The sequence below is a fragment of the Bradyrhizobium sp. UBA2491 genome, from assembly GCF_002341725.1.
In the GTDB taxonomy this organism is placed as follows: domain Bacteria; phylum Pseudomonadota; class Alphaproteobacteria; order Rhizobiales; family Xanthobacteraceae; genus Bradyrhizobium.
The window spans coordinates 1-22,008 of record NZ_DDOP01000061.1 but is presented as its reverse complement, the minus strand read 5'-3'; the positions used below and the strand labels follow the sequence as shown (position 1 = coordinate 22,008).

The window sequence follows — 22,008 nt, the reverse complement described above, 5'->3', positions numbered from 1 at the left end:
ACGGTTGGCGAAGGTGCTACTGCCCCGCCAGCCACCAGGTCTGGATCGTCGCCGCAAGGTTGTTCAATCCGTGCAGCAGGATGGTCAGCCAGGTCGAACCGGTGCGGAAGCGCAGATAACCGAACAACAGCCCGATCGACAGCACCTCACAGAGGAAGAACCAGTCGTACTGGAGGTGCATCAGCGTCCAAACCAGCGACGACAGTAGGATCGCGCCGATCGGGCCGAGCCTGGATTCGGACCAGCCGCGATAGAGCCAGCCGCGCGCGAACAGTTCCTCCCAGAGCGGTGCGGCAACCGCAAAGGCGATCACCAGCAGCCACAGCGCGCTGTGCTCCTGCGCGGATTTCAGCACGTCGCCCATGAAGCCCGGCGTCACGTCGCGGCCGGCGGCGCGGGACACCATGTCCCAGGCGCCGACCAGCACGACCAGCGCGACGATGCCGATGATCACGTTCTTCCACGACGTCCCGCGCAGCCCGAGATAATCGGCGAACGGGATCCGGGTCCGGCGGATCGCAAACCACAGCGCCAGCAGCACCATCGGCAGGCCGGCGAGCACCGAGAGCGAGATCGTCAGGCCGTCGGCGACCACATGGGTGATGCCGGCGACCGAAAGCTCGGCACCCTGCGCGATGATGCGGTAGATGATGACGCCAACCTGGCCGACGAACATCGCGGCGAAGATCACGAGGCCCCACAGCGCGGTGCCCCAGAACTTCCAGACCCGCGGAGGGCGCGGCGCAGCATCGATAGCGGCAGCAGTGTCTTGCGGCGTAACAGAATCCATCAGCGAACCTCGGTTCTATCGGCTCGTCATGGCCGGGCCTGTCCCGGCCATCCACGTCTTTCTTGCTCGATCGAAACAAGGACGTGGATGCCTGGCACAAGGCCGGGCATGACGGTGGTGAATCATGGCAGCGCCCGCGCCAGCAGCGCGCGCTGATCGGCATCGGAGAGGTCGACCGCGCCGTACATGCCGGCATGGTTTCCGGCGAGCCGTGTCGCCGCGAACAGTTCGGCGCTTGGCGGCGAGACCTGGTTGAGCGCCGCAGTCGCGGCCAGCAGCGCGAGCTTCTCGACCGCAAGCCGCGCGAGGCGCTCGCTGTCGGGCCGGCGGAACGATTGCCCGATCGATGCGACGGTTTCGACGGCCCCCGGCAGGCCCCTGGTCGCTTCGGCGAGCGCGCGCAACACGGCGAGCGCGGCATCCGCCTCGCGGCCGAGTGCGCGGAGCACGTCAAGGCACATCACGTTGCCGGAGCCTTCCCAGATCGCGTTGACCGGCGCCTCCCGGTAGTGGCGCGCCAGAATACCCTCCTCGACATAGCCATTGCCGCCGAGGCACTCCATCGCCTCGTAGACGAATCCGGGCGCGCTCTTGCAGGTCCAGTATTTGATCGCCGGCGTCAGCAACCGCATATAGGCCGCCTCGCCGGCATCGCCGGGCGCGCGGTCGAAGGCGCGGCAGAGCCGCATCACCAGTGCTACCGATGCCTCGACATGCAGCGCCATGTCTGACAGCACCGCCTGCATCAGCGGCTGATCGGCAAGATGCTTCTGGAACACGCTGCGATGCCGCGCGTGATTGAGCGCATGCGCCAGCCCCGAGCGCATCAGGCCTACGGATGCAATCGCGCAATCCTGCCGCGTCAGCTGCACCATCTGGATGATGGTGCGGATGCCCTTGCCCTCCTCGCCGATCAGTTCGGCATGGGCGCCGTGGAATTCGACCTCGGAGGAGGCATTGGAGCGGTTGCCGAGCTTGTCCTTCAGCCGCTGGAAGTGGATCGCATTCACTGTGCCGTCGGGTGCAAAGCGCGGCATGAAGAAACAGCTCAAGCCGTCCTTTGCCTGCGCCAGCACCAGGAACGCGTCGCACATCGGCGCCGACATGAACCATTTGTGCCCGGTGATGCGGTAGGCAGCGCCATCAGGCTCGGCGCTCGTCATGTTGGCGCGCACGTCGGTGCCGCCCTGCTTTTCGGTCATGCCCATGCCGAGCGTCATGCCGCGCTTGCTCCACCACGGCGCGAAGCTCGGATCGTAGGCGCGCGTGCCGATGACCGGCATCGTCTTCGCCAGAATGTCGGGCTGCGAGGCCAGCGCCGCGACCGAGGCGCGCGTCATCGTGATCGGGCAGAGATGACCGGTCTCGACCTGCGACGCGATGTAGAATTTCGCCGCGCGCACCACCTCGGCGGCTCCGCCAGCGGGCTTGCCCTCGGCGCTCCAGGTCGAATTGTGCACCCCGGCATGGGCCGAATGCGCCATCAGCTCGTGATAGGCCGGATGAAATTCGACCTCGTCGCGGCGATTGCCCCTGGCATCGAAGCTGCGCAGCTTCGGCGTATTCTCGTTGGCGACGCGGCCGCGCTCCGCCATCGCGGCGGAGCCCCAATGCTTGCCGAAGTCGGACAGCTCGACCGCTGCCGCCGTCCCGCCATTGGCGGCAACCGCCGCAACCAACGGTGCGTCGGCCGTGAACAGGTCGATGTTCTCGAACGGCGGCGACTGGTTCAGCACGTCGTGGGTGGCAAACGGAGCCTGCGTCATGGTCTCCTCGGGGAACAATCTCGTCGCGCACAAGGCCGGGAATACCGGCTTGCAGCGGCGAGGATCATGCGCCGGCAGCAGCGCAATGGAATCGGAGGATCATAAGCCTGCGATCCGGCGCGGGGCAGCAAAAAGTACACGTCAGCGAGACCTGCCATGCCAGACGCCCGGGCGGCGGGCGGTCAGGTCAAGCGTGTCCTGTCCACCTTGGTCCTGGAAGCCAGGACCGGAAGCAGATCGCCGGCGTGCAGCGGCTGGCCGCACGGGAACGACGCCATCCGCAGCACCGACTGGTGCGAAATGCCGTCGACCGGCGAGACATAGACGACGCGCAGCTCAATCTTGTGCCCCACATTGTAGCCCTGCCACTTCGGATTGTCTTTCCGCATCAGTTCGGCAGCTTCGCAGCCGACCATGTCGGAGGTCCACCTGGTCTTGGTGAGGATCCCGCGCTCGATCTTTTCCAGATAGCATTGGTCGTTGACGCCGCTGACGCGCGCATCGACGCGCGTGTAGTTGGTGCTCTTGTCGTACTGGTCGTAGGCCACGATGCCAACCGCACTGGCCAGAATGATCGCAAGGGCCGCCAGACGCATGTGCTGTGCTCCCGCTCCGTCCAACCATGATAGACGGGGGCCTTAAGGAGTCTTGAATGCACGCGCCGTGGCTTGCGCGACGGCAACCACACTGTTGCGGAAATACCTTGGATTTGAGGAAATTCCGTCGCGTCAGCGCGGCCGCGTGATCGGGAAATCACAGGCCTGCCCGCCGGCCCCCGGCAGCGAGAAATGCCACCATTCCTTTGCAAAGTTCACGAAGCCCTGCCCGGCCATGGCCGCGACCAGCCGCGTCCGCCAACGCCGCTGCGCTGCCGTGATCGAGCGCGCGGCGGTATGCCCCTTCGGATCGGAACAGTCGTAACCGGTGCCCATGTCGACGCTGCCCTCCGGCGCGCGGATCGCGGCCGGCGCCGTGCAGTCGGCATAGGCGCGCGCCGGATCGAATTTTCCCGCATTGTCCGCCGTCAGGTCGACCAGCGTCAGATCGACCGCCGCCCCGGTCGAATGGCCGGAATGGGTGGCGATGTAGCCCAGCCGGAACAGATCGGCCTTCGGGAATGCCGGGTTGTAGCGCCGTTCGGCCGCGGTCTCGCGGCCATTCTGCGACCATGCCACCATGTCGGCGACCGCGCGGGCCGGCCGGTAACAATCGAACATCTTCAACGACAGTTTCTGCGGTGCCAGTTCCTGCTGCACGGCCTTGAGGCGAAGCCCCACATCCCGCCTGACCACGCATTCCGCCGCGCCATAGCCCGCGATCGGCCGTCCCATGAAATTGTTCGCGCCGGCGTAGCGGATGTCCTGGATGATGGTCGGATCGATGTCGCGAAGGAACGCGAAGTCGCCGGGCAGGCCCTGCGCAGCGGCCGGTGAACTCGCGGCCATCGTGGCCGCGACAATCAAGATGCTTCTCGGCCGGCGCACGCTCATGCATCAATCCCCGCCCATGCGCTGTCCGTCGCCTGCGGCGACGGCACGCGCATCATCGCGGATCGAGACTACCGCAAGACCGGTCCGGGATACTTTGCGTGGGCTCCGATCCTAGCTGGCCTTGATCGCACGCTCAAATCGCGCGGTCACCGTTTCCCAATCAACGAGGTTCGACAAGAAGGCATCGACATATTTCGGCCTGAGGTTGTGATAGTCGATGTAGTATGAATGCTCCCAGACGTCGCAGGTCAGAAGCGCGGCGTGCCCCTCGGTCAGTGGCGTGTCGGCATTTCCGGTCTTGGTCACGGCCAATTTCTCGCCATCGAACACCAGCCATGCCCAACCGCTGCCGAACTGGGCGATGCAGGCGGACTTGAAGTCGTCCTTGAATTTCTCGACCGACCCGAAGTCGGCAATGACACGCTTTTCGAGATTACCCGGGATCGGACCTCCGCCGTTCTTCTTCATGCCGAGCCAGAAGTGGCTGTGGTTCCAGTGTTGACCCGCCTGATTGAAGATCGTGCGGTCGGCCGGGTTTTGGGCACTCGTCCTGATGATCGCTTCGAGATCCATGCCATCGTACCGGCCGGCCGCCGTCAGTTCATTGAGCTTGTCGACATAGGCTTTGTGATGCCTGCCGTGATGGAATTCGAGCGTCTGGGCGGACATGTACGGCGCCAACGCATCGATCGGGTAAGGCAAGGTCGGGAGCTGAAACAAGAGACTATCCTTCCATTCATCGGCTGACGTTGCGCCCGGTCACGAGGGCCGGACGGTGGGATGATCGTAATTCAGGCGCGCTGTCTCGGCGTGTTTCGCGGCGTGGAAGACCGCGAATGCCGCCGCCTGCGCCTGCTCGACATAGGTCGCAATTTTTGCATCCGGTGCGGCGCGCGCGTGCAGATGCTGAACGAGAAGCGCCAGGCCATGCTTCAGATGCCGCGCGCAATCGAGCCTGAGCGGGAGCGGCGTCTCGGGAGACGCCGCACTCGCGCGCAGTTTGTCATAGGCCCGAACCAGGAATTCCTCGGCAGAATCCTGGTCGCCCAGCTGAGCGGCAATCTCCGCCAGATTGTGGGAGGAGATGTTGTAGATGACCGGCGCCGGCACCGACAGGTTGGCCTTCGACGCCAGAGCGAACAGCCGTTCCGCCTCGTCAAGCGCGCTGTGATAGAGGTCGAGCGCACGCCGCAAATCGCGGGCGACATAGGCCGCGTTGGCAGCCACGGTAACCGCCTGCCAGATCGCATCATCGGCAGCACCGTCTCGCGGCGGAGTTGCCGAGGGGGGCGCCGCCGTCGGCGCCCGGCGTTGCGAGTTCGGATCCATGTCGCCTCCTCCGGTCAGGCCGCGTCGAGCACGGCCTCGCCTTTCTGCCAGTTGCAGGGACAAAGCTCGCCGGTCTGGAGCGCGTCGAGCACGCGCAGGACCTCGTGCGGATTGCGCCCGACCGAGAGGTCGTTCGCCGAAACGAAACGGATGATACGGTCGGGATCGACGATCAGGGTGGCGCGCAGGCAGACGCCTTCCTCGGGATGCAATACGCCGAGCGCCGTGCTCAATTCCCGCTTGATGTCGGCGAGCATCGGAAACGGAAGGGTCTTGAGATCGGCATGGGTCTGCCGCCAGGCCAAATGAACGTATTCGCTGTCGGTGGAGACGCCGTAGATCACCGCATCTCGATCGGCGAATTCGCCGCTCAGCGCGCCGAAGGCTGCGATCTCGGTCGGGCAAACGAAGGTGAAGTCCTTCGGCCAGAAGAAAATTACCTTCCATTTGCCGACATCACTCGCCTCGGTGATGCGGGTGAAGGCGGTGCCGGGTTGGTTCGAGACGACAGCGGTGAGATCGAAGGCGGGCAGCTTCGTGCCAATCGTGACCATGTTTTCAGTTTGCTCCTGGGAGGGGTTGCGGGGGAAAATGAGCGCCGCGCGCGGCCGTCGACGTCATTCCGCAGACCTCGGCGGAGCGTCGGGATGCGCGCATGGTCCAGGTGCGATGCCGGCCTTCGCGCCGACGCCGCCGGCTGCCTCGCCGGTCCGCCTCAAGCGAATGACCACATCGATCCTGGCGACCACGTAACCGTCCGGTAGAGCCGGGAGAGATCCGATCTCGATCGCGCCTTCCGGAATATCGATGATGCGATCCTCGATCTCGACATAGAAATGATGGTGGTCGCCCACATCGGTATCGAAATAGGTCTGGTCGCCGTTCACGGCGATGCGGCGCAGCAGGCCCGCATCCGCAAGCTGGTTGAGCGTATTGTAGATCGTGGCGAGTGACACCCGGATGCCGGCGGCGGCGGCCTCCCAGCAAAGTCCGCCCGCCGTCATATGCCGATGGCCCTCCCCGAACAGCAGACCGGCGATCGCCAGGCGTTGGCGCGTTGGGCGCAGCGACGCCAGTTCGAGCAGAGCGTGAACGTCCCTGCTCTCCGCAGCAAGAGACCGGACATGGCCGTGCTGCGGATGTCGGGCCGCCGGATTCATCAAGGCAGAGTGTTCGAGCATGGGACCATCATCAGGATGCGTTGCAACGACCTTAATGCTATTAAGAAGCATTCGCAATAACGAATATTGTCCTAGATCTCGTACGCGGCCCTAAACCAAAGGATTTGGCTTCCGCAACGTGTCCGCCTTCCTCACCGCGGGCCGATGCCGCCGCGGAGATTGTTCGAGATGCGGAAATGCACGATGCAGCGAATAGCGCCGGCCGCGAGGTTGGTGAGGGGCGCCGCGGGCTACCCAACCGGCGGGCTTGACGAGACGAACCCGCTGTCACGCACCACGGAACGACTGCAGCCGGCGCGAGGTCGACACCGACTGCGGCGAGCTATCGACGTGCCCGCGCGGTTACACGGGGATAACTTCGATCACCCCTCTTCGCGCTTGCCCCACCGGCCATCCGCGCCTATAGCTCTGGCTTTAATGACCCCATCATTGAAATCGACTTTTGTCCTTGGTCACCGGCATCTGCTGGGCATCGAGGGCCTTTCCGCCGACGACATCACGGGCCTGCTCGACCTCTCCGAGGAGTATGTCGAGCTCAACCGCCAGGTCGACAAGAAACGCGCCAGTCTGCGCGGCCGCACCCAGGTCAATCTGTTCTTCGAGGCCTCGACCCGGACCCAGTCCTCGTTCGAGATCGCCGGAAAACGGCTCGGCGCCGACGTCATGAACATGTCGGTCTCGTCGATGTCGACCCGCAAGGGCGAGACCTTGATGGACACCGCGGTGACGCTGAACGCGATGCACCCGGACATCCTGGTGGTGCGCCATCACGCCTCCGGCGCAGTCGAACTGCTGGCGCGCAAGGTTGACGGTTCCGTGATCAATGCCGGCGACGGCAGCCACGAGCACCCGACCCAGGCGCTGCTTGATGCGCTGACCATCCGCCGCAACAAGGGAAGGCTCGAAGGGCTCGTGATCGCGATCTGCGGCGACGTGCTGCATTCCCGCGTGGCGCGCTCCAACATCTTCCTGCTCAACACCATGGGCGCCCGCGTCCGCGTGGTCGCCCCCTCCACCCTGCTGCCGCCCGGCATCGAGCGGATGGGCGTCGAGGTCGCGCGTGACATGCGCGAGGGACTGAACGGCGCCGACATCGTGATGATGCTGCGGTTGCAGCGCGAGCGCATGAACGGCTCGTTCGTGCCGTCATCGGGCGAGTATTTCCACTATTTCGGGCTCGACCAGAAGAAGCTCGGCTACGCCAAGCCGGATGCGCTGGTGATGCATCCGGGCCCGATGAACCGCGGTGTCGAGATCGACACCTTCGTCGCCGACGGCGCGCAGTCGCTGATCCGTGAACAAGTTGAAATGGGTGTGGCAGTGCGCATGGCGGTGCTCGAAGCGCTCGCCCGCAACCTGCCGAACGCGTGAGTCCGATGCTGACCGACCGCCGCCCCATCCTGCTCGCCAACGCCCGCGTCATCGATCCGTCCCGCGACTTCGACGGTCCGGGCGATGTCCTGATCGCCGACGGCGTGATCCGTGACGCCAAGCGCGGCATCGGTGCCGCCGGCGTCCCCGAAGGCACCGACATCGTCAACTGCGCCGGCAAGATCGTGGCCCCCGGCCTGATCGACATGCGCGCCTTCGTCGGCGAACCCGGCGCCAGCCACCGCGAAACCTTTGCCTCCGCCAGCCAGGCCGCCGCCGCCGGCGGCATCACCACCATCATCTGCCAGCCCGACACCTCGCCGGTGATCGACAATTCGGCGACCGTCGACTTCGTGCTGCGCCGCGCCCGCGACACCGCGATCGTCAACATCCATCCGATGGCGGCGCTGACCAAGGGCATGCAGGGCCAGGAGATGACCGAGATCGGCCTCTTGAAGGCCGCCGGCGCCGTCGCCTTCACCGATGGCGACCGCAGCGTCACCAACGCCCAGGTGATGCGTCGCGCGCTGACCTATGCCCGCGATTTCGACGCGTTGATCGTGCATCACACCGAGGACCCGAACCTGGTCGGCGAAGGCGTCATGAACGAAGGCGAATTCGCCACCCGGCTCGGCCTCGCCGGGATTCCGACCGCGGCCGAATCGATCATGCTGGAGCGCGACATGCGGCTCGCCGGGCTGACCGGCGGGCGCTATCACGCGGCCTCGCTGACCTCGACCGAGTCGCTCGAGATCCTCAAGCGCGCCCGCGACGCCGGCCACAACGTCTCGGCGTCGGTCTCGATCAACCACGTGACCTTGAACGAGAACGACATCGGCCCCTACCGCACCTTCCTGAAGCTGGCGCCGCCGCTGCGCACCGAGGAAGACCGCAAGGCGCTCGTCGCCGCTCTCGCCTCCGGCCTGATCGACGTCGTGATGAGCGATCACAATCCGCAGGACGTCGAGGTCAAGCGGCTGCCCTTCGCGGAAGCGGCGAGCGGTGCGGTCGGCCTCCAGACCATGCTGCCGGCGGCGCTGCGTCTGATCCACAATGGCGAGATGGACTTCAAGACGCTGATCCGGGCGATGTCGACGCGACCGGCGGAACTGCTCGGGCTACCCGGCGGCACGCTGCGTGCGGGCGCCCCGGCCGACGTCATTGTGATCGACGCCGACACGCCCTGGATCCTCGACCGCGACGACCTCAAATCGCTGTGCAAGAATACGCCGTTCGACGACGCCCGCTTCTCCGGTCGCGTGACGCGGACCATCGTCGGCGGACGCACCGTGTATGAGCACGTCTGATCGCGTGTGGAACTCAGTGCGCTGTGAGTTGTGACATCGCTTCCATCGTCGTGCCAACGACGATGGCTGCCACGTAAACGACGAAGAAAAGCTGCTCCAGCCGCGTGCGAACAGAAGCCATGATAAGCTCCCCTAATACCGAGGCCATGGTGCGGATCGATGGTTAATTTTTTGTTGACGAAATCAGCCAAAACGGACCGGACCGCCCGTCGACGGAGCCACCGCGATGTCCGCTGATGTGCTGCTGCTGCCCGCCTTCCTGATCGGCTATCTGTTGGGCTCGATCCCGTTCGGGATGATCCTGACCCGGCTCGCTGGAACGCAGGACCTGCGCACGATCGGCTCCGGCAATATCGGCGCCACCAACGTGCTGCGGACCGGCCGCAAGGGCCTCGCCGCGGCGACCCTGATCGGCGACATGCTCAAGGGCACGGTCGCCGTCATCATCGCGGGCACGATCGGCGGCCCGAACGCGGCGATGGTCGCGGCGCTCGGTGCGTTCCTCGGCCACCTCTTCCCGGTCTGGCTCAAATTTCGCGGCGGCAAGGGCGTCGCCACCTATCTCGGCGTGCTGCTCGGCCTGTTCTGGCCGGCGGCGCTGATTTTTGCGGTGATCTGGCTCGGCACTGCCTACACCACGCGCTACTCGTCCCTGTCGGCGCTGATCGCCGCCTTCGTGACCCCGCTGTTCCTGTGGTGGTTCGGCCACAACGCGCTCGCTTCCCTGTTCGCCGTGCTGACGCTGCTGCTGTTCTACATGCACCGCGAGAACATCAAGCGCCTGCAGGCCGGCACCGAAGGCAAGATCGGCGAGAAGAAGTAGTTCTCCGTCATTCCGGGGCGATGCGCAGCATCGAACCCGGAATCCATTGGGCAGCACATTCGCTGTGAAATGGATTCCGGGCTCTCGCTTCGCGAGCCCCGGAATGACGGCGGTTATTTCCTCAACGCATCCTCAACAAAACTCGCCGCCGCCAGTGCCTTCGCATCGCAGCCGAACGGCGCGATCACGGTCACCCCGACCGGCAATCCACCCTCGGCAACCAACGTCGGCACATTGACGCAAGGCACGCCCATCAAGGTCCAGAGCCGGTTGTAACGGGGATCGCCGGTCGACGTCAGGCCTTTGGGGGCTGCGCCCGGCGCCGACAGCGTCAGCAGCACGTCGACCTCGTCGAAGATGCCGGCCAGTGCCTGCTGCGCCCGCAGTGTGACGTCCATCGCGTCGTCATACTCGGCGGGCGTACCGCCCTTGCTCTCGTCGAGCCGGCCACGCAGCAACGGCGGCATCGCGTCGTAATTCTGCCCATACTCCCAGGCCAACGACTGGTGCGCTTCGAACTCCTGCACCACCGGGTGGATGCGCCACGCCTCCGCGATGATTTCGGGCATCGCAAGCTCGCGAACCACCGCGCCGGCCTGCTCCGCCGCGCGCGCCGCCACTTGCAGCGCCTGCGCGCCGGACGTTTCGGGCGCGCCGGCGAATGCCTGCGTCACCACGCCGATGCGCGGCGCCGCCACCTGCGATGGCACCACAAGGTCGGTCCGCTTGGTCATCGCGGCCAATCCCAGCGCGACATCGCGCACGCCGGCGCCGAACAGCCCCACCGTATCGAGCGTCCACGAAAAACACTTCACGCCGACGGTCGGCAGCAACCGGTAGCTCGGCTTGATCGCGGCGACGCCGCAGTATGAGGCCGGGCGGATCACCGAACCGCCGGTCTGGGTGCCGAGCGCCAGCGGAACCATCCCGGCGGCGACCGCGGCCGCCGAACCCGACGACGAGCCGCCAGGGGTATGCGCATGATTATGCGGATTGACCGTCGGCGTCGGATCATTCGCCGCGAACGCGGTCGTCGTGGTCTTGCCGATGATGCTCGCGCCGGCCTGCTTGAGCGCCATCACGACCGGCGCATCGGCGCGCGGCTGATGGCCGCGGTAGATCGCGGCGCCCATCTCGGTCGGGAAATCGGCGGTATCGATGATGTCCTTGATGCCGACTGCAATACCGCGCAGCGGGCCGCTCGTCTGCGCACGCGCCCTTGCGTCGTGACGGACGTAGGCCCCGATCGCATTGTCCTGCGCGCGGATCGCCTCCAGCGTTTGAGCGATGGCCGCATCGGGCGACAACGCCCCCTGCTCGATACGCGCTGTGAGGTCGGCGAGTGAGATCATGGGATGGCTTCCTGACACTGACGGCTGCTTTTAGCGCGTTGCGAAGGGCTGCGCCAATGTCGCAGTTGATCGCAATCTCAGGTTGGGCGAAGCTGCTTCCCGCATGCATGACCGGTCATCCAGCACCGCAAGACTGACCGACACCGAACGGCTCAACCGCCTGCGGCTGATCCGCTCCGACAATGTCGGCCCGCGCACCTTTGCATCGCTGCTCCGCCATTTTGGCAACGCGGCGCATGCGCTGGAGCGCCTGCCCGATCTCGCGCGACGCGGCGGTGCATCGGGTCCGGGGCGGATTTGCAGTGAAGCCGACGCTGCCGCGGAGTTCGCCGCCTGCCGCAGGTTCGGCATCGATCTCGTCGCGCCCGAAGAGGCGCACTATCCGGCGCGGCTCGCCACCATCGACGACGCACCGCCGCTGCTCGCCGTGCGCGGCGCGCGTGATGCCCTGACGCGGCCGATGATCGCGATCGTCGGCTCGCGCAACGCCTCCGGCGCCGGGCTGAAATTTGCCGGCACCCTGGCGCGCGATCTTGGCGACGCCGCCTTTGTCGTGATCTCGGGCCTCGCCCGTGGCATCGACCAGGCAGCGCATCGCGCGACGGTTGCAAGCGGCACGGTCGCGGTGCTCGCCGGCGGCCATGACAGGATCTACCCGCCGGAGCACGAGGACCTGCTCGCCGCACTGCTCGAGCATGGTGCGGCGATCTCCGAGATGCCGCTCGGCCATGTGCCGCGGGCACGCGACTTCCCTCGCCGCAATCGGCTGATCTCAGGGGCATCGCTCGGCGTTGTGGTGGTAGAGGCAGCGCATCGCTCAGGCTCGTTGATCACGGCGCGGATGGCGGCCGAACAGGGCCGCGAGGTGTTCGCGGTGCCGGGTTCGCCGATCGATCCGCGCGCCGCCGGCGCCAACGACCTGATCAAGCAAGGCGCCACGCTGGTGACCGAAGCCGCCGACGTCATCAACGCGGTAACGCCGATCATGGAGCGGCCGGTCATGTTTTCCGCGCGCGAGGACGACGAGCCGCTGGAATTCATCAACGCCGCCGACGATCGCGCCCGCATCGTCAATCTGCTCGGGCCGAGCCCGATCAGCCTCGACGACCTGATCCGGATGGCCGACGTCTCGCCCGCCATCGTCCGCGCTGTGTTGCTGGAGCTCGAGCTCGCCGGCAGGCTCGAACGTCACGGCGGCGGGCTGGTGTCGATGATCTAATCAGACGAATTGGCGGGCTCAAATGTCAGTCCGTCATCCTGAGGAGCGCGTAGCGCGTCTCGAAGGATGCACGGTCCGTCTGCTGGCCGTCGACCTTTCGAAACGCGCGCAAGAGCGCGCTCCTCAGGGTGACGGATCGGTGTCTAGGCATGCGGAAGGAAGACTTCACGCCTCATTCCGCGCGTCGAACTTGCTCCGCGCGCCCTCGATCTCAGGAAGATGCGCGAACGCCCATTCGCCGAGCGCCATCACAGGCACCGCGAGCCCACGTCCGAGATCGGTGAGTTCGTAATCGACCCGCGGCGGAATGGTCGGAAACACCGTGCGCGTCACCAGCCCGTCGCGCTCCAGCCCGCGCAAGGTCAGCGTCAGCATGCGCTGCGAAATGCCGTTGATCATGCGCTTCAGTTCGTTGAAGCGGCGCGGTCCGTCGCGCAGCAGCATGATGACCAGCACGCTCCATTTGTCGCCGACGCGCGACAGCACGGATGCCACGCCGCGGCAGTCCTGGTGCTCCGCCGGATTGGGCGGCAGGCCGGTTACATGGATGTGCTCAGGTCTCATCGGTGTGCTCGGGTTTCAAAAATGTGCGTTCTTGCGGAGATTTAGGGCGGTCACTCATATAGCGCCAGTTACAAACCTATACCAAAGGTGACCTCTGCCATGAAACTTCTGCACATCGACTCCTCGGTTCTCGGCCCCCACTCCGTCAGCCGTCAGGTTTCGGCCGCCGCCGTCGAGCGGCTGCGCCAGGCCAATCCCGGGCTCGTCGTGAGCTATCGCGACCTCAGCCAGACTCCGCTCGCCCACCTCTCCGGCCTGCACCTCGCCGCGAGCCAGGGCGCAGCGCCGGACCCGTCGGTGCGCGACGACATCGCGGCCGGCCAAGCCGTGCTCGACGAGTTCCTCGCCGCCGACATCGTCGTGATCGGCGCGCCGATGTACAATTTCACGATCCCGAGCCAGCTCAAGGCCTGGATCGACCGCATCGTGGTCGCGGGCAAGACCTTCAAGTATGGCGCCACCGGCGTCGAGGGACTGGCCGGCAACAAGCGCGTCATCATCGCGATCTCGCGCGGCGGTTACTACGGCGCCGACACGCCGATGGCCGCGCTCGAGCATCTCGAGACCTATCTGCGCGGGGTGTTCGGCTTCATCGGCGTCAGGAATCTGGAGTTCATCCCGGCCGACGGCATCCAGGTCGGCCCCGAGCATCGCGAGAAGGCCGTCGCCGGCGCGTTGCAGGCCGCAGGCAGCCTGAACGCGGCCTGAGGCGAGCGAGCGCGGTTTCACGCGCGCTGAACAAACAGCGAGAGCTCCGGCTCTGATTGCATCAGATCCGAAGCTCTCGGCACGACGCGGCGGGCTCTCGCCGCTACGATCCTTACGTGGCCTTGCGCTCCTGCTCCGCGATCTTGCGGAACGCGGCCTCGCCGGCATCGGTCACCGCGGCCCATTTTGCGTTGGGCGCGGCCTCGGCGTCGTAATTGTCATGCCAGTTCCACCATTTGTAGGTCGGTCCCTGCGGATAGCCCTTCGGTGAATCTTCCCACAGTTCCTGGCGGCCAAGCGGCGTGATGTCGAGATAGCTCCACACCGTGCCCATCGCCTCGTCGCCGCGACTGTTGACGAGATAGCTGCGGAAGATCCGCTCGCCGTCGCGAATGAACACGTTGTGGCCGTGCCACTCGGCGACACCGAAATCCGCATCGAAGCTGTCGGTGATGGTGTACCACGGCATCTCCCACTCCATCCGCGCCTTCAGCCGCGCGATGTCCGCCTGGGGCGCGCGCGAGGCGTAAGCCAGCGTGGTGTCGCGCTGGTTGAGATGCGCGAGATGGCCGACCTGGTCGGCGCCGAGTGAGCAGCCGCGGCAGCCATGATCCGGCCAGCCGAACACGCCGGGCTCGAAGAAGGCGCGGTAGACGATCAATTGCCGGCGGCCCTCGAACAGGTCGAGCAGGCTCACGCTGCCGTTCGGTCCCTCGAACACATAGGCCTTCTCGACCGCCATCCACGGCATCCGCCGCCGCTCGGCAGCCAGCGCGTCACGCGCCCGCACATGCGCCTTCTCCTTGACCAGCAACTCCAGGCGCGCCGCCTCCCACGCCTCGCGCGACACCACCGGCGGCGTCTGCATCGTGGCCAGTTCGGCGCTGTGGTCATTGTCGGCTGATTTGCTCATGATGGTCTCCATCTCCGATTTGGACGAACTCCGCGACATCCGCGCGGTTCCACCACGCGCCGCCGGTCGTCATTGGCCATGCCGCAATCTGGCGCGGCGGCGATCGCAAGCGGGAGTGACAAGTGTGTCGGGATTTTCGCGCAGGCGCGCCGGAGGCTGCTTGCGAGATGCTTGCACTATGCAAGTACATATGAAACCCTCCGCACATGAAACAACCTGCTCCCGCATCCGATGACGGCTTGAAGCTCAGCGCCTGGCTGCCCTACCGCCTGTTCCTGGTCGCGGCGCAGGTGGCGCGTCCGCTGGAAAGTTTCTACGGCGAGACATTCGGACTGAGCCAGGCCAGCTGGCGCATCCTCGCCGTCATCGCCGAGCGCGATGCCGCCAATGCCTCCGAGATCGGCCGCGCCTGCGCGCTCGATCCATTCGCGGTCAGCCGCGGCATCGGCCAGCTGGTCGAGCTCGGCTTCGCGCTGCGACGTCCGGGCAAAACCGATCGGCGCTTCGCCGCGGTGAGCATCACGCGCAGCGGCCGCGCCGCCTTCAACCGGATCGCAGCCCTCGGCAGTGCGATCGAGGCGCGGCTGCTCGGCAGGCTTTCGCCGGGCGAGCGAACGATGCTCGATTCCGCGCTCACCCGGCTCGAGGCGGAAAGCGCGCGGATCGATGCGGGCGGCTGGCGCGCGCTGCTCAACGGCGACACGCCATGACGGCCGCATTGTTCGCGCTGACCGCACTGCTCTGGGGCGGCGGCGCGCTGGCGACCGCGATGCAGGCCGGCGTCACGCCCGCGCCATGGTCGGTCGCGCTGCGGATGGCGCTGGCCGGCCTCATCCTCGTCGGCTACGCGCGGTTGCGCGGCGTGCCATTGACGATCCCGCGCAAGGACCGGCCGGCGGTCGCGTTGCAGGGCCTGCTGTTCTTCGCCATTGCCTTCATCGCGTTCTATGAGGCGACCGCGCGGATGCCGAGCGGGCTTGCGGCGCTGGTGCTGTCGACCTCCTCGCTGTTCGCGGCCGTGATCGCGCGCACGACGCTCGGCGTGCCGATCTCCGCCGGCTTCGTCTGGGGCGCGCTGTGCGGTATCCTCGGACTTGCGATCATCTTCCTGCCGGGCGCCGGCGCGCATGGCACCGCGCCGCTTGCCGGCTTCGCCTGGGCTCTGGTCGCGGCGATGGCGACCGGCGCCGGAACCAGCGTCGGCGCCCGCAACCAGCGCGCCGGATTGCCAGTCGTGTCCGTGCTCGCCTGGGCGGCCTTCGTCGGCTCCGCGGCGAGCGCGCTCTGGGCAATCGCGACGGGCACGCATTTCGCGGCCGACCTCTCGCTCTCCTACGCCGCGAGCTTCCTCTATCTCGCCGTCGCCGCGTCCTGCGTCACCTTCATGCTCTATTTCGAGCTGGTGCGCCGACTCGGCCCCGGCCGTGCCGCCTACACGCTCGCACTGGTGCCGCTGGTCGCCCTCGTGCTGTCGGCGCTGTTCGAGCATCTTACGCTGGGCTGGCCGGTGCTCGCCGGCGCCGCCGCGATCCTGGCCGGCAATGTGCTGGTGCTGTCGCGCTGACAGTGGCGCAACGGGCCGGCCGTCGGCGAAAAATGCTACCGTCACCGCGTCAGACGATTCGAAGGCGCTTCCATGCCGGCAAGTTGGACCAGCACATCCGGACGGATGCCGAACCTGGCGCGGATGCAGCGCAAGGCCTTCGAGTCGTTCCAGCAAGGCGATCTCGCCAGGGCCGAGCGGCTCTGCACCGGGCTGCTCGAACACGTGCCCGACGATTTCGACACGTTGCACCTGCTGGGCATGGTCAATTTCCGGCGCCACCGGCTGGCGGAGGCGCTGCGCTTGCTCGGCGCCGCGCTGAAGGCCAATTCGGTTTCGTCGGAGGCAATGTCGAATCTCGGGCTGGCGCTGCACACGGCCGGACAGTACGACGAAGCCATCTCGCGCTATCGCAGCGCACTGCAACTTGAGCCCGACCACCCCGAGTTTCTCTACAATCTCGGCAACAGCTATCTGGAGCTCGGCCGCTACGACGAGGCGGTGGCGAGCTATGACGCCGCGCTCGCAGCCAAGCCCGATCACGTCGGCGCGCTGGTCAACCGGGGCAACACCCAGCTGAGATTGAATGCGCCGCTCGCGGCGCTTGCGAACTACGATGCCGCGCGCGGGCTGATGCCGCGCCATCCGCAGATCCTGACCAATCGCGGCCATACCCTTCGCCGGCTCGACCGGCCCACGGAGGCGCTGCCCGAATTCAGCGCGGCGATCGCGGTCGCTCCGGATTTCGCCGAAGCGCATTTCGAAGCCGCGATGGCGCATATCACGCTTGGCGATTTCGACGCCGGCTGGAAGGCCTATGAATGGCGCTGGAAGACCGGCGCGTTCGCCCGGCAGCGTCGGTCGTTGCCGGCTCCGTTGTGGCTGGGCGACCGGCCGGTCGGCGGCAAGACCATTCTGTTGCACGCCGAGCAGGGTTTTGGCGACACCATCCAGTTCATCCGCTACGCGCCGCTGCTGACCCGCCTGGACGCCAACGTCATCTGCGAGGTTCAAGGCGAATTGTGGCCATTGCTTTCGCAGCTCGACGACGTGCAGGTCATCTCGGCCGGCGCGCCGCTGCCCGCGTTCGACCTGCATTGCCCGCTGCTCAGTCTTCCGCTGGCGTTCAGGACGCAGCTCGAGACGATCCCGGCATCGATCCCCTATCTCTCGGCGCCTGCCGATCGGCTGGAGCGTTGGCAGACCCGCTTGCCGCCCGGCCGACCGCGCGCCGGCTTCGTCTGGTCCGGCTCCGCCACCCACAAGAACGACGCCAACCGCTCGATCCCGCTGGCGCGGCTGGCTCCGCTGCTCGAGACATTGCCGCTGCAATGCGTCAGCCTCCAGAGCGAGTTGCGCAGCGCCGATCGTGAGATCTTGCGCGATCTGCCGAACCTGGTTCAGCTCGGCGACGAGTTCGGCGATTTCGCCGATACGGCCGCCGCGATTGCGCTGCTCGATGTCGTCGTGTCGGTGGATACCGCGGTCGCGCATCTCGCCGGCGCGCTGGGCAAGCCGGTGTTGCTGCTGTTGCCGCATGCCGCGGATTTCCGCTGGATGCGCCAGCGCACGGACACGCCGTGGTATCCGACCGCGACGCTGCTCCGCCAGCAGGCTTTTGGCGATTGGGACAGCGTGATCGATCGGCTGCGCGACGAACTGCGTCGGTTCCAACACTGAGGCAGCCGATTGACGGCAGGACGATATCTGACTAAAGTCAGATATATGCTCGACCCTGTCGCCCGCGTCCGTCGTTTCAACCGTTCCGTCACGCGTGCGGTCGGTGCGCTCGACACCTCGTTCCTCGGCCGCGGCCGGCCGCTCGGTGCGGCGCGGGTACTGAACGCGATCGGGCATGGCCGCGCCGATGTCGGCGACATCAGGGATTACCTCGGGCTCGATTCCGGCCTGATGAGCCGGCTGCTGCGCAGCCTCGAGGACGAAGGGCTGATCGAGACCACGGCGCATGAGGACGACGCCCGCCGCCGCATCGCAAAGCTGACTTCGGCCGGCAAGCGCGAGTTCAACGCCTATGAGGCGCTCTCCAACCGGCAGGCGACCGACTTCCTTGCGCATCACACCCAGCGTGAGGCGCTGCTGGCGGCGATGGATCTGATCGCCTCGGCGCTCGGACGCGACGCCACGTCGCTGGATGAGATCGACCCGCGCAGCGAGGAGGCACGCTACTGCCTCGGCGAATATTACGCGGAGCTGGCGCGGCGCTTCAAACAGGGTTTTGACGTCAAGCTGTCGCGCGATCCTGATGCGAAGGACATGGTGCGGCCGCGCGGCAGCTTCATCGTGGCGATGTCGGACGGCCTGCCGCTCGGCTGCGTCGGGTTGAAGGGTGGCGGCCGCGACTACGCCGAGATCAAGCGGCTGTGGGTCGCGCCCGCTGCGCGCGGCCTCGGGCTCGGCCGCCGCTTGATGGACGATGCCGAACGCGTCGCGCGCGAGCTCGGCATCGCGGTGCTGCGGCTCGACACCAACAGCGCGCTGGCGGAGGCCGGCCAACTCTACCGCAGATCGGGCTGGACCGAGATTCCGCGCTTCAACGACGATCCCTACCCCGATCTGTTCTTCGAAAAGCGCCTCTGAGGCGCTGCCATTTCCACATTCGTCATGGCCGGGCTTGTCCCGGCCATCCACGCCTTTCGCTCTCGGAAACCAAGACGTGGATGCCCGGCACGAGGCCGGGCACGACGCGTTCGTGGAGAGATCAAACACAGATTCGATAGACCTCCTTCTCCGCGTGTTGTCCGGCGCCATGCGCTGGCCTAAGACAGCGGGATGACCATTCGCCCCATCGTCCGCTATCCCGATCCGCGGCTGGCGCGGCCCGCCGAGCCGGTGAGCATGTTCGACGACGCGCTGCGCGAGCTGGCGCAGGATCTGCTCGAGACCATGCGTGCCGCGCCCGGCATCGGCATCACCGCGCCGCATATCGGCGTGGCGCTGCGCGTCGTGGTGCTCGAGCTCGACACGCGCGAGGGGCCGCGGACCTATGTCAATCCGGAGATCATCTTCACCTCGGACGAGATGATCCTGCACAAGGAAGGCAGCGTCTCGATGCCCGGCGTCACCGACGAGGTCGAACGCCACGCGCGCGTCCGCATCCGCTATCAGGACACCGACGGCAACGCGCAGACCGAGGAGTCCGACGGCCTGCGCGCCGTTTGCCACCAGCACGAGATCGATCAGCTCGACGGCATGTTCTGGATCAGGCGGCTGTCGCGGTTGAAGCGGGAGCGCCTGATCAAGCGGTTCGAGAAGATCTCGCGCGGATGAGCGAATTTCGTAGGGCGGGTTAGCGAAGCGTAACCCGCCGCAGCTCTTGCGATGGAGCGATGGCGGATTACGCCTTCGGCTAATCCACCCTACAACACTGAACGTCCTACCCTCCCGCCATCAGATCCTTCGCCAGCGCCATGTACGCCGGCAAGGTCACCGGGTCGTTGGCGGCGTTGCCGGCCATCGGGTGCGAGGCGTAGCGCGCGATCACCATCTCGGCCCTGGGATCGATGTAGATGCCCTGGCCGTGCACGCCGCGCGCCATGAAGGCGCCGTGCGCATTGTGCGTCACCCACCATTGATTGCGGTAGGAGGCGCCGGGCAGCGTGGTGTAGCCGGCCGGCTTGAACTTCGCGGGATCGCCGCCGCGCGCGATGTCCTCGACCACTTGCGACGGCACGATCTGGCGGCCGTTGAAGCGGCCGTGATTGCGGATGGTCTCGCCGAAGCGGGCGAGATCGCGCAGCGTGGTCGACAGCCCGCCGCCACCGCTTTCGGTGCCGATGCGGTCGACGTGATAATGCGCATCCTCCTCCGCGCCCATCGGCGCCCAGATCCGCGCGGACAGCAGATCCGACAAGGTCATGCCGCTGGCGCGCCGGATGATCCAGGCCAGCACGTCGGTGTTCACCGTCTTGTAGGCGAAGGCCTTGCCGTGCTCGCCCTGCTTCTGCTGCGCGCAGAGGAAGTCGAAAATGGTGGTCGCGCCCTCATAGCCCGGCGGGATCGGCGCCATGCCGTTGGCGCGGCGCAGCCCCCAGACGTCGGAATTCTTGTCGGTGTAGACCTCGGTGTATTTCAGGCCGGTGGTCATATCCATGACTTCATGCACCCGCGCATCGCCGAACGCGCTGGCCTTCAGCTCCGGCACATAGTCGGTGACCGGCGCCTGCGGATCGATCTTGCCCTCGGCGATCAGGATGCCGGCGAGCGTGCCGGTGAACGACTTGGTCACCGACATCGCGATATGCGGCTTGTGCGGCTTCAGTGCGCCGAAGTAGCGCTCATAGATCAGCTTGCCCCGATGCAGCACGGCGATGCCATCGGCGTAGCTGTCCTCGAGCATGCGCGCGAAGGTCTGCGGCCGGCCGTCCATCGTCACCGAGGCCGACGCGCCGATGTCGTGATCCGCGCGCGGCAGCACCGACGCGCCCCCTGCTCCGCGCCAGACATTCACCGTTGGCACCAGCTGGCGGATGTTGCTCCAGGCCCAGCGCAGTTCGGGGAAGCCGCGGAACGAGCCGTCCTGGAAGGTGATGGTCTTGTCCTGCGGCGGCGGAAAGCCCTGCATCCAGCCGAGCTCGTTCGGATCGGTCTCGGCGGCGGTGGGGTTTTGTTGCGGATTGGCGGCTGCGACGGACATCAAGGTTGGCTCCAGAGCTGCGATACGAGGTTTCGTATCACGCAAGGGCAGCGGCCACACCCGGCGTTTGCGCCGGGGTGGTCGTCGCCGCGAGCGCGCCGTCCGCGCGATCCGACACCCGACTGTCGCGCCCGGGCCAAACCTTCCCGCGCCAACGGATTACCCAGCCGCCGCCCGCTCGATCGCAGCGATGTCGATGTTCTTCATCGTCATCATCGCCTCCATCGCGCGACGCCCCGCGGCTTGATCGGAGCCGTTGACCAGTTCGAGCAGCCGCCGCGGCGTGATCTGCCAGGTGAAGCCCCAGCGGTCACGGCACCAGCCGCACGGCAATTCCGCGCCGCCATTTTTCGTCACCGCGTTCCAGTAGCGATCGGTCTCCTGCTGGCTGTCGGTCAGCACCATGAAACTGACGGCCTCGTTCGGCACATAGTTGGAACCGCCATTCAGCCCGACGAAGCGGCGGCCGAGCACCGTGAACTCGACCGTCAGCTCATCGCCCTGCCCGATGCCCGGGATCGGCGAGACATGCCTGGCACCGACATGGCTGTCGGGAAAGGTCGCAGCGTAAAACTCCGCCGCTTCGCGCGCCCGGCCCTGATCGAACCAAAGGCATGTGACGAGATCGGTCATGTGCAGTCTCCTTGTTATGCGCAAAGGACGCTTGGCGACGACGGCAACCGACAGGCCGACGAAAATAATTCGCGGGAACTAGTTTGTGACGGCACGCCTCCGCACACGCCGTCGTCCTCGCTTTCGCCAGGACGACGGCGGGTATAGTTCGCAATTCAAGATGTCCAACACGCGGTGTCATCGCCTGGCTCGACCAGGCGATCCAGTATTCCAGAGACAGTCGTTGTTGAACGGATGGGCCGCGGCGTACTGGATCGCCCGGTCGAGCCGGGCGATGACAGTTGAGGTTGGGGATACGGCTTCGCATTCTCGCGACATGACCTGTCCGAAGTTTTGCATTTCGTTCCGCCCTCCTCTCACAGAGG

Annotated in this window: 23 protein-coding genes; 10 read left to right on the top strand and 13 right to left on the bottom strand. The window is 66.2% G+C overall.

Annotation, left to right across the window (positions count from 1 at the left end):
• Positions 1 to 16: 16 nt before the first annotated feature.
• The 8 genes from B2W55_RS20550 to irrA all read right to left on the bottom strand — a co-directional run bounded on the left by B2W55_RS20550 (position 17) and on the right by irrA (position 6,607).
• The gene (locus B2W55_RS20550) at positions 17 to 790 is read right to left on the bottom strand and encodes a CPBP family intramembrane glutamic endopeptidase (RefSeq protein WP_024582085.1); all 774 of its coding nucleotides are present in this window, start codon (positions 788 to 790) and stop codon (positions 17 to 19) included.
• A gap of 122 nt (positions 791 to 912) precedes the next feature.
• The gene (locus B2W55_RS20545) at positions 913 to 2,556 is read right to left on the bottom strand and encodes an acyl-CoA dehydrogenase family protein (RefSeq protein WP_024582086.1); all 1,644 of its coding nucleotides are present in this window, start codon (positions 2,554 to 2,556) and stop codon (positions 913 to 915) included.
• A 182-nt stretch (positions 2,557 to 2,738) separates the two neighbouring features.
• Complete coding sequence (locus B2W55_RS20540; RefSeq protein WP_024582087.1) at positions 2,739 to 3,152, bottom strand: hypothetical protein; 414 nt, start codon at positions 3,150 to 3,152, stop codon at positions 2,739 to 2,741.
• 132 nt (positions 3,153 to 3,284) lie between these two features.
• A complete protein-coding gene (locus tag B2W55_RS20535; RefSeq protein ID WP_024582088.1) occupies positions 3,285 to 4,046 on the bottom strand; it encodes a M15 family metallopeptidase in 762 nt (253 codons plus the stop codon).
• A 111-nt stretch (positions 4,047 to 4,157) separates the two neighbouring features.
• A complete protein-coding gene (locus B2W55_RS20530; RefSeq protein ID WP_024582089.1) occupies positions 4,158 to 4,766 on the bottom strand; it encodes a superoxide dismutase in 609 nt (202 codons plus the stop codon).
• Between the two features lie 39 nt (positions 4,767 to 4,805).
• Positions 4,806 to 5,438: a hypothetical protein gene (locus B2W55_RS20525; RefSeq protein WP_291532278.1), complete on the bottom strand. Its 633-nt coding sequence runs from the start codon at positions 5,436 to 5,438 to the stop codon at positions 4,806 to 4,808.
• Positions 5,390 to 5,929 carry a peroxiredoxin gene (locus tag B2W55_RS20520; RefSeq protein ID WP_024582091.1) on the bottom strand — a complete coding sequence of 180 codons (540 nt, stop codon included), beginning with the start codon at positions 5,927 to 5,929 and terminating at the stop codon, positions 5,390 to 5,392. Before B2W55_RS20520 ends, B2W55_RS20525 begins: the two co-directional genes overlap by 49 nt.
• Positions 5,930 to 5,992: 63 nt before the next feature.
• The gene (gene irrA, locus B2W55_RS20515; protein ID WP_244442247.1) at positions 5,993 to 6,607 is read right to left on the bottom strand and encodes an iron response transcriptional regulator IrrA; all 615 of its coding nucleotides are present in this window, start codon (positions 6,605 to 6,607) and stop codon (positions 5,993 to 5,995) included.
• A gap of 366 nt (positions 6,608 to 6,973) precedes the next feature.
• On the opposite strand from irrA, the gene B2W55_RS20510 reads away from it, so the two are divergent.
• The 3 genes from B2W55_RS20510 (at position 6,974) to plsY (ending at position 10,057) form a co-directional block, all read left to right on the top strand.
• A complete protein-coding gene (locus B2W55_RS20510; RefSeq protein ID WP_021078323.1) occupies positions 6,974 to 7,927 on the top strand; it encodes an aspartate carbamoyltransferase catalytic subunit in 954 nt (317 codons plus the stop codon).
• 5 nt (positions 7,928 to 7,932) lie between these two features.
• The gene (locus tag B2W55_RS20505) at positions 7,933 to 9,234 is read left to right on the top strand and encodes a dihydroorotase (RefSeq protein ID WP_024582093.1); all 1,302 of its coding nucleotides are present in this window, start codon (positions 7,933 to 7,935) and stop codon (positions 9,232 to 9,234) included.
• 226 nt (positions 9,235 to 9,460) lie between these two features.
• Positions 9,461 to 10,057 carry a glycerol-3-phosphate 1-O-acyltransferase PlsY gene (gene plsY, locus B2W55_RS20500; protein ID WP_024582094.1) on the top strand — a complete coding sequence of 199 codons (597 nt, stop codon included), beginning with the start codon at positions 9,461 to 9,463 and terminating at the stop codon, positions 10,055 to 10,057.
• Between the two features lie 113 nt (positions 10,058 to 10,170).
• On the opposite strand, the gene B2W55_RS20495 is transcribed toward plsY, so the two are convergent.
• Positions 10,171 to 11,409 (bottom strand): amidase, encoded by a 1,239-nt coding sequence (locus tag B2W55_RS20495; RefSeq protein WP_024582095.1) that lies wholly within the window; start codon positions 11,407 to 11,409, stop codon positions 10,171 to 10,173.
• 103 nt (positions 11,410 to 11,512) lie between these two features.
• Here B2W55_RS20495 and dprA point away from each other — a divergent pair, with 103 nt between their 5' ends.
• Positions 11,513 to 12,628 carry a DNA-processing protein DprA gene (dprA, locus tag B2W55_RS20490; protein ID WP_024582096.1) on the top strand — a complete coding sequence of 372 codons (1,116 nt, stop codon included), beginning with the start codon at positions 11,513 to 11,515 and terminating at the stop codon, positions 12,626 to 12,628.
• A 165-nt stretch (positions 12,629 to 12,793) separates the two neighbouring features.
• Here dprA and B2W55_RS20485 read toward each other — a convergent pair whose 3' ends face one another.
• On the bottom strand, positions 12,794 to 13,192 hold the full coding sequence (locus B2W55_RS20485) for a winged helix-turn-helix transcriptional regulator (protein ID WP_024582097.1): 399 nt from the start codon (positions 13,190 to 13,192) through the stop codon (positions 12,794 to 12,796).
• A gap of 99 nt (positions 13,193 to 13,291) precedes the next feature.
• Here B2W55_RS20485 and B2W55_RS20480 point away from each other — a divergent pair, with 99 nt between their 5' ends.
• Entirely contained in the window at positions 13,292 to 13,900 is a 609-nt protein-coding gene (locus tag B2W55_RS20480; protein WP_024582098.1) for an FMN-dependent NADH-azoreductase, read from the top strand.
• 112 nt (positions 13,901 to 14,012) lie between these two features.
• Here B2W55_RS20480 and B2W55_RS20475 read toward each other — a convergent pair whose 3' ends face one another.
• Entirely contained in the window at positions 14,013 to 14,813 is an 801-nt protein-coding gene (locus B2W55_RS20475) for a DUF899 domain-containing protein (protein WP_024582099.1), read from the bottom strand.
• Positions 14,814 to 15,019: 206 nt separating this feature from the next.
• Between B2W55_RS20475 and B2W55_RS20470 the strand changes: the two genes are divergently transcribed.
• From B2W55_RS20470 to B2W55_RS20450, 5 genes are all read left to right on the top strand, one after another.
• On the top strand, positions 15,020 to 15,523 hold the full coding sequence (locus B2W55_RS20470; RefSeq protein ID WP_024582100.1) for a MarR family winged helix-turn-helix transcriptional regulator: 504 nt from the start codon (positions 15,020 to 15,022) through the stop codon (positions 15,521 to 15,523).
• Positions 15,520 to 16,377 carry a DMT family transporter gene (locus B2W55_RS20465; protein WP_024582101.1) on the top strand — a complete coding sequence of 286 codons (858 nt, stop codon included), beginning with the start codon at positions 15,520 to 15,522 and terminating at the stop codon, positions 16,375 to 16,377. The genes B2W55_RS20470 and B2W55_RS20465 overlap by 4 nt, the downstream gene beginning before the upstream one ends.
• Before the next feature lie 72 nt (positions 16,378 to 16,449).
• A complete protein-coding gene (locus tag B2W55_RS20460) occupies positions 16,450 to 18,036 on the top strand; it encodes a tetratricopeptide repeat protein (RefSeq protein WP_080891135.1) in 1,587 nt (528 codons plus the stop codon).
• 45 nt (positions 18,037 to 18,081) lie between these two features.
• Entirely contained in the window at positions 18,082 to 18,954 is an 873-nt protein-coding gene (locus B2W55_RS20455; RefSeq protein ID WP_024582103.1) for a helix-turn-helix domain-containing GNAT family N-acetyltransferase, read from the top strand.
• 192 nt (positions 18,955 to 19,146) lie between these two features.
• Positions 19,147 to 19,644, top strand: a complete 498-nt coding sequence (locus B2W55_RS20450) for a peptide deformylase (RefSeq protein ID WP_024582104.1) — start codon at positions 19,147 to 19,149, stop codon at positions 19,642 to 19,644.
• A gap of 106 nt (positions 19,645 to 19,750) precedes the next feature.
• Here the strand turns inward: B2W55_RS20450 and B2W55_RS20445 are convergent, their stop codons facing one another.
• Both B2W55_RS20445 and B2W55_RS20440 read right to left on the bottom strand, forming a co-directional pair.
• Positions 19,751 to 21,010, bottom strand: a complete 1,260-nt coding sequence (locus B2W55_RS20445; RefSeq protein ID WP_024582105.1) for a serine hydrolase domain-containing protein — start codon at positions 21,008 to 21,010, stop codon at positions 19,751 to 19,753.
• A 159-nt stretch (positions 21,011 to 21,169) separates the two neighbouring features.
• Complete coding sequence (locus B2W55_RS20440; RefSeq protein ID WP_024582106.1) at positions 21,170 to 21,643, bottom strand: VOC family protein; 474 nt, start codon at positions 21,641 to 21,643, stop codon at positions 21,170 to 21,172.
• Positions 21,644 to 22,008 lie beyond the last annotated feature (365 nt).

Excerpts from the sequence above, each read along its gene's own strand:
- B2W55_RS20550 (WP_024582085.1), bottom strand. The coding sequence starts at position 790 with ATGGATTCTGTTACGCCGCAAGACACTGCTGCCGCTATCGATGCTGCG.
- B2W55_RS20545 (WP_024582086.1), bottom strand. The coding sequence starts at position 2,556 with ATGACGCAGGCTCCGTTTGCCACCCACGACGTGCTGAACCAGTCGCCG.
- B2W55_RS20540 (WP_024582087.1), bottom strand. The coding sequence starts at position 3,152 with ATGCGTCTGGCGGCCCTTGCGATCATTCTGGCCAGTGCGGTTGGCATC.
- B2W55_RS20535 (WP_024582088.1), bottom strand. The coding sequence starts at position 4,046 with ATGAGCGTGCGCCGGCCGAGAAGCATCTTGATTGTCGCGGCCACGATG.
- B2W55_RS20520 (WP_024582091.1), bottom strand. The coding sequence starts at position 5,929 with ATGGTCACGATTGGCACGAAGCTGCCCGCCTTCGATCTCACCGCTGTC.
- irrA (WP_244442247.1), bottom strand. The coding sequence starts at position 6,607 with ATGCTTCTTAATAGCATTAAGGTCGTTGCAACGCATCCTGATGATGGT.
- B2W55_RS20510 (WP_021078323.1), top strand. The coding sequence starts at position 6,974 with ATGACCCCATCATTGAAATCGACTTTTGTCCTTGGTCACCGGCATCTG.
- B2W55_RS20505 (WP_024582093.1), top strand. The coding sequence starts at position 7,933 with ATGCTGACCGACCGCCGCCCCATCCTGCTCGCCAACGCCCGCGTCATC.
- plsY (WP_024582094.1), top strand. The coding sequence starts at position 9,461 with ATGTCCGCTGATGTGCTGCTGCTGCCCGCCTTCCTGATCGGCTATCTG.
- B2W55_RS20495 (WP_024582095.1), bottom strand. The coding sequence starts at position 11,409 with ATGATCTCACTCGCCGACCTCACAGCGCGTATCGAGCAGGGGGCGTTG.
- dprA (WP_024582096.1), top strand. The coding sequence starts at position 11,513 with ATGCATGACCGGTCATCCAGCACCGCAAGACTGACCGACACCGAACGG.
- B2W55_RS20485 (WP_024582097.1), bottom strand. The coding sequence starts at position 13,192 with ATGAGACCTGAGCACATCCATGTAACCGGCCTGCCGCCCAATCCGGCG.
- B2W55_RS20480 (WP_024582098.1), top strand. The coding sequence starts at position 13,292 with ATGAAACTTCTGCACATCGACTCCTCGGTTCTCGGCCCCCACTCCGTC.
- B2W55_RS20475 (WP_024582099.1), bottom strand. The coding sequence starts at position 14,813 with ATGAGCAAATCAGCCGACAATGACCACAGCGCCGAACTGGCCACGATG.
- B2W55_RS20470 (WP_024582100.1), top strand. The coding sequence starts at position 15,020 with ATGAAACAACCTGCTCCCGCATCCGATGACGGCTTGAAGCTCAGCGCC.
- B2W55_RS20465 (WP_024582101.1), top strand. The coding sequence starts at position 15,520 with ATGACGGCCGCATTGTTCGCGCTGACCGCACTGCTCTGGGGCGGCGGC.
- B2W55_RS20460 (WP_080891135.1), top strand. The coding sequence starts at position 16,450 with ATGCCGGCAAGTTGGACCAGCACATCCGGACGGATGCCGAACCTGGCG.
- B2W55_RS20455 (WP_024582103.1), top strand. The coding sequence starts at position 18,082 with ATGCTCGACCCTGTCGCCCGCGTCCGTCGTTTCAACCGTTCCGTCACG.
- B2W55_RS20450 (WP_024582104.1), top strand. The coding sequence starts at position 19,147 with ATGACCATTCGCCCCATCGTCCGCTATCCCGATCCGCGGCTGGCGCGG.
- B2W55_RS20445 (WP_024582105.1), bottom strand. The coding sequence starts at position 21,010 with ATGTCCGTCGCAGCCGCCAATCCGCAACAAAACCCCACCGCCGCCGAG.
- B2W55_RS20440 (WP_024582106.1), bottom strand. The coding sequence starts at position 21,643 with ATGACCGATCTCGTCACATGCCTTTGGTTCGATCAGGGCCGGGCGCGC.